This is a genomic window from Halomonas sp. IOP_31 (genome assembly GCF_021151495.1).
Taxonomy (GTDB): Bacteria; Pseudomonadota; Gammaproteobacteria; order Pseudomonadales; family Halomonadaceae; genus Modicisalibacter; species Modicisalibacter zincidurans.
The window spans coordinates 1-4,644 of record NZ_JAIRBP010000068.1; the positions used below are offsets into that span (position 1 = coordinate 1).

General features: G+C 62.5%; 7 protein-coding genes. 4 read left to right on the forward strand and 3 right to left on the reverse strand.

All coding sequences use genetic code 11. The features are described 5' to 3' along the window. Together K7I12_RS17570 and K7I12_RS17575 are read left to right on the forward strand one after the other, a co-directional pair. Nucleotides 1-803, forward strand: an 803-nt coding sequence (locus K7I12_RS17570) for a tyrosine-type recombinase/integrase (RefSeq protein WP_269438734.1), incomplete at its 5' end; no start/stop codon positions are given. Then, nucleotides 776-1,114 carry a tyrosine-type recombinase/integrase gene (locus K7I12_RS17575; RefSeq protein ID WP_269438735.1) on the forward strand — a complete coding sequence of 113 codons (339 nt, stop codon included), beginning with the start codon at nt 776-778 and terminating at the stop codon, nt 1,112-1,114. The genes K7I12_RS17570 and K7I12_RS17575, both read left to right, overlap by 28 nt. 83 nt (nt 1,115-1,197) lie before the next feature. On the opposite strand, the gene K7I12_RS17225 is transcribed toward K7I12_RS17575, so the two are convergent. The 3 genes from K7I12_RS17225 to istB all read right to left on the reverse strand — a co-directional run bounded on the left by K7I12_RS17225 (nt 1,198) and on the right by istB (nt 3,461). Further along, nucleotides 1,198-2,148 (reverse strand): Rpn family recombination-promoting nuclease/putative transposase, encoded by a 951-nt coding sequence (locus K7I12_RS17225; protein ID WP_231664793.1) that lies wholly within the window; start codon nt 2,146-2,148, stop codon nt 1,198-1,200. A 212-nt stretch (nt 2,149-2,360) separates the two neighbouring features. Then, nucleotides 2,361-2,597: a JAB domain-containing protein gene (locus tag K7I12_RS17230; RefSeq protein ID WP_331460603.1), complete on the reverse strand. Its 237-nt coding sequence runs from the start codon at nt 2,595-2,597 to the stop codon at nt 2,361-2,363. A 45-nt stretch (nt 2,598-2,642) separates the two neighbouring features. Next, a complete protein-coding gene (gene istB / locus K7I12_RS17235; RefSeq protein ID WP_231664794.1) occupies nt 2,643-3,461 on the reverse strand; it encodes an IS21-like element helper ATPase IstB in 819 nt (272 codons plus the stop codon). A 420-nt stretch (nt 3,462-3,881) separates the two neighbouring features. On the opposite strand from istB, the gene K7I12_RS17240 reads away from it, so the two are divergent. Together K7I12_RS17240 and K7I12_RS17245 are read left to right on the forward strand one after the other, a co-directional pair. Further along, nucleotides 3,882-4,178, forward strand: coding sequence for a type II toxin-antitoxin system RelE/ParE family toxin (locus K7I12_RS17240; protein ID WP_231664795.1), 297 nt, complete (start codon nt 3,882-3,884; stop codon nt 4,176-4,178). Between the two features lie 4 nt (nt 4,179-4,182). After that, nucleotides 4,183-4,497, forward strand: coding sequence for an addiction module antidote protein (locus K7I12_RS17245; protein WP_231664796.1), 315 nt, complete (start codon nt 4,183-4,185; stop codon nt 4,495-4,497). Nucleotides 4,498-4,644: the final 147 nt, after the last annotated feature.

Genomic DNA, 4,644 nt, shown 5'->3' on the forward strand with positions numbered 1-4,644 from the left:
GCGAGGCACGCAAGTCAGCGAACGATGTCCTGGCCCAGGTGGCGATGGGGAGCGATCCCTTCGAGACGCGGCGCACGCTCAAGCGCGTGCCGACATTCGCCGACTTCGTCGAATCGGCCTATATGCCGCACATCAAGGGTTACAAGCGCAGCTGGTCGACCGATGAGTGCCTGCTGCGCAACCATGTGCTGCCCAAGCTCGGCAAGCTGTACCTGGACGAGATCAAGCGACAGCACCTGATCGAGGTGTTCAGCGCTCACCGCGCCAAGCATCAACCGGGCTCCACGAACCGGGTGATCATCCTGTGTCGCTATATCTTCAACTGCGCGCTGAAATGGGAGGTGGAGGGCATCAGCCGGAACCCCACGGCGGGGATTCCGCTGTATCCCGAAAACAACAAGCGGGAGCGCTACCTGAAGGACGACGAGACGCTGCGCCTGTTCGAGGCCCTGGAAGCCTCGCCCAATCCGCTGCTGCCCTACATCATCGCCATGCTGCTGTTGACCGGGGCGCGCAAGCGGGAAGTGCTGGACGCGAAATGGTCGGACCTGGATCGGGATCAGCGCCTGTGGCGCATCGAGTTCAACAAGACCGGACGCACGCGGCATGTGCCGCTGTCGCAGGGGATGATGGCGCTGCTGGAGAAGCTGCCGCGCGTGGCGGGCAACGGGTATCTGTTTCCCAACCCCAAGACCGGCAAACCGTTCGTGAGCATCTTCCATAGCTGGGACACGGCGCGGGAAAAGGCGGGGCTGGGAGACGTGGCATTCACGATTTGCGCCACAGCTTCGCCAGCTATGTGATCAATGCGGGCCGCTCGTTGTATGAAGTGCAGAAGCTGCTGGGGCATACCCAGGTGAAGACCACCCAGCGCTATGCCCACCTGAGCCACGACTCGCTGCTATCGGCGGCGGACACGGCCGCCAGTGCGGTGCCGTGGGATCGCGAGACGCGAGAAGGGGGTAATAACGCGGAAGAGAAGGCAACGGGATTACCGGGAGCCAAGATCGAACGCCCGGTTCGCCAGCCCGCGTTAACACGCGATGCGCCACCCGGTCTGACGGTGTCACCGCCTCCCAGCGGGGAACCACCGGACGGAAAGCCATCAAAATAAAAAAAATCAGCTAGATACAGCAAGGGCAGCCCTGGTGGCTGCCCTTTTTTGTGCGTCAGCTGAGGAGGTGAAGGAAAAGCCTGTTACTGCTTGAATAGCTCGTCAAGGGAACTGGCGGTCAGAATACTCATAGACCATTCATCTAGTTGGTCAGCGCTGGCGTGCTCCAACCGTCTCTGTGCCCACTCCGGTAGCTCACCAAACTTCATTTTGATCTGCTTGATGAGTAGGCGAGTCTCACCTTGCTGCTGCTCACGCCTCGCCCAGCTTTCAAGATTTTCTGCCAACATGTCTTTATCCTCCACCAAACTGTTGAGCTGATCCAGGTTGACCTCAGCCCCGAGCCGCTGCAGATGACGCTTTAGCCAGCGAGTAATGATCGCGTCGATGCGGTCCTTGTTGGGGTCGGCCTGGATGATCGCCACGATCCGATCCACGGCCTGCTGCAGCCCTTTCCTGTCCGTAGACGCCTTCTCGATGCTGAACACCCCACTCAGCGGTGTCTGGCGCAGCCCCAACTCTTCGTCAGTGTAGCGCCCTTCATCGATCAAGTAGTAGCGCAGGTGCGGCTGATAACCCTGCAGGAATCCCGGAGGTTCCGGCGTCACCATATCGTAGATGTCCTGCTGCGCCGTCCAGGGCGCCGAGCCGTTGTAAAGCACGATGGGCAGGATCGGCGGCAGACCCTGGCTCGGCGTGGTCTCGTTGGCTTTGAGCAGGTGGTCGTAGAAGCAGGCCACGTAGTGCATCAGCCGAATCGGCATGGTGCGATCCACCGACGACTGGAACTCCAGCAGGATGTACAGGAACACCCGCTGGGTGACGCCCTGCCAGGTGACTTCCACCGACCACACCACGTCCTCGAACTTCTCCTCGAACAGCGGGGTGATGTAGTTGCCGCTGTGATTCTTCAGCGTCGAAAAGTCCATCAGCTCGGCGATCTCGGTCGGGGCGAAGCCCTCGACCAGCTGCTGAACGAACTCGGGATAGCTGAACAGCTCCTTGTAGCCGGTATCGTGGTGGTTACTGGCCATGCGCGCTCCTCTGTCGATGGGTCCAGTCTACCATATCGCGGATTAGCTGAACGGGTTTCCCTCTCACCCTATCCCGCTGTCCTGTAACGAAAAAATACGTCATCGACACCCCACCCCACGGCGCCGAGCCAGGCGGCCGTGAGGGGGGGCGGGGTGAGCGGGCCAGTGGCCCAGGTGGACGGCGGCGATTGCCGCGAGCGATGCGGGCGGCTCTACAACCACCCGCGTTCGGCGAACGACACAAAGCCTTCGTGACCGACCACCACGTGATCCAGGATGCGGATATCCACCAGGCCCAGGGCATCCTTGAGCCGCTGGGTGATACGCCGGTCGGCATCGCTGGGCTCGGGGTCGCTGCTGGGGTGGTTGTGCTCCTTAATGTGCCCCGTTTTCTTATGTGCTGCGTATTTCGGCGAACGTGACCGGTCATTCCGGCGATCGTGACCGATCTGCTCACCGCTCTCTCGCTGGCTCTGGTTTTGTAAGCTGACCGGTCACGATGGGTCAACTGCTTCCGCCTGCGGGGCGGTGTTTTTTCTCATTGATTCTCCTCTGAGTGTCAGGCGGTGGGCGCTGTGTAACAGCCGATCGAGGATGGCGTCGGCCACCGTCGCGGCGCCGATGGTGTCGTGCCAGTGCTCGATGGGCAGCTGGCTGGCGATCAGCGTTGAGCCGCGGCCGTGACGGTCCTCGATCACCTCCATCCGGTCCTGGCGCTGCGGCGCGGTCATCTTCTGCATGCCCCAGCCGTCGAGGATCAGCAGGTCGGTCTTCTGCAGCTGGCCCCTTAGCCGGGCGTAAGAGTCGTCGCCCTGGGCGATGCGCAGCTGCTCGAACAGGCGCGGCACCCGCAGGTAGCGCACCGCGTAGCCTTGTCGGCAGGCCTGGTTGCCCAGCGCGCAGGCCAGCCAGGTCTTGCCGCACCCGGTGGGGCCGATGATGCACAGATTGAGCGCTTGGCCGATCCACTCGCCGCTCGTCAGCGGTGCCATGCGGCCCCGCTCCAGGCCGCGGGGGTGGCGGTAGTCGATGTCCTCGACGCAGGCCGTGACGCGTAGCCTGGCGGCCTTGAGCAGGCGGTCGAGGCGGCGGTTCTCGCGGTGCAGGACCTCGCGGTCGAGCAGCATGCCCAGGCGATCCTCGAACGGCAGGTCGTCGGTGGTCTCGGGCAGCGGCCAGCTGATGCCGGCGACCTGCGCCAGGCTGACGTACTTGCTGACCACGCCCTTGGAGAGGCCGCAGGCCCGCGCAATCTTCTCGTGGCTGAGGCCGGCGTTGTATTTGAGGCGCAACACCTCGGTGATGGTTCGCATGGGAATCCTCGGTGCTGGCATGTCCCCTCCAAGAGCGTAGGCAAAAGGAAGGGTATGCCGTAAAAGTCCGAATTATCCAGCGAGTTAGGTGGGGTTCCGGGATCGTGACCGATGATTCCGGCATCGTGACCACGGATTCCGGGAAACAGGCCGGGATCGGTCACGATGAAACGGAATGGCCGGTCACGTTGGCGCGGAATACGCACCGAACGCGGCCAGCAGATGACACCGGCCGATGACGCTGCATCAGACGCCCATAGCCGTGCCTATCACCGCCACGCAGTCCCTGACCGGCTGATCGCCGACGTCACCGGCACGTTTCTCTCTTCCGGCACACTGGCCGCTTCACTCGGGCGGCCTCCAGCTCTCAGCATGTGAACCAGAGTTGACACACCCAATACTGCTAACTAGAGTTATCAGATGATCGAACTCATAAAAACCGATGTCTTCGATCGGTGGCTGCGCGGACTGCGTGATACGCGGGCCCGCGCCAGGATCGCTGCCCGTATCAGACGCCTGAGCCTGGGCAACCCGGGCGACGTGAAGCCGGTCGGGGAAGGCGTCTCTGAGCTGCGCATCCCCTATGGTCCCGGCTACCGCGTCTACTACATCACCCGAGGGCCCATCGTCGTGGTACTGCTCTGTGGCGGTGACAAAGCCACCCAGGCCCGCGACATCGACCAGGCCAAAGCCATTGCCGCGCAATGGAAGGAGTGACCCGATGACAGCCCAACCTGCTTCATTCAGCCATTACGATACCGCTGACTACCTGCAGACCGAGGACGACATTACCGCCTATCTCGAAGCGGTGATGGAGGAAAACGATCCCGCGCTCCTCGCTGCCGCGCTGGGCGATGTTGCCCGCGCGCGCAACATGAGCCAGCTCGCCAAGGAGGTCGGCATGAGCCGTGAGGGGCTCTACAAGGCCCTGTCGGGCGAAGGCAACCCGGCCTTCTCCACCATCAGCAAGGTGGCCAATGCGTTGGGGCTACGCCTGACGATTGAACCCCTATCCCGGCCGGAAGCTCACGGCTGAACAGCTGAGCACTGCATATCGTTGACCAATCGGGTAGGGTCCGGGGTCACCCCCGGAGCCCTCCCACACCACCGGGCATACGGTTCCGTACCACGGCGGTTCGCGAAGAACGGCTGAGCCACCTTACCGTATCAAGTACCGAGATCA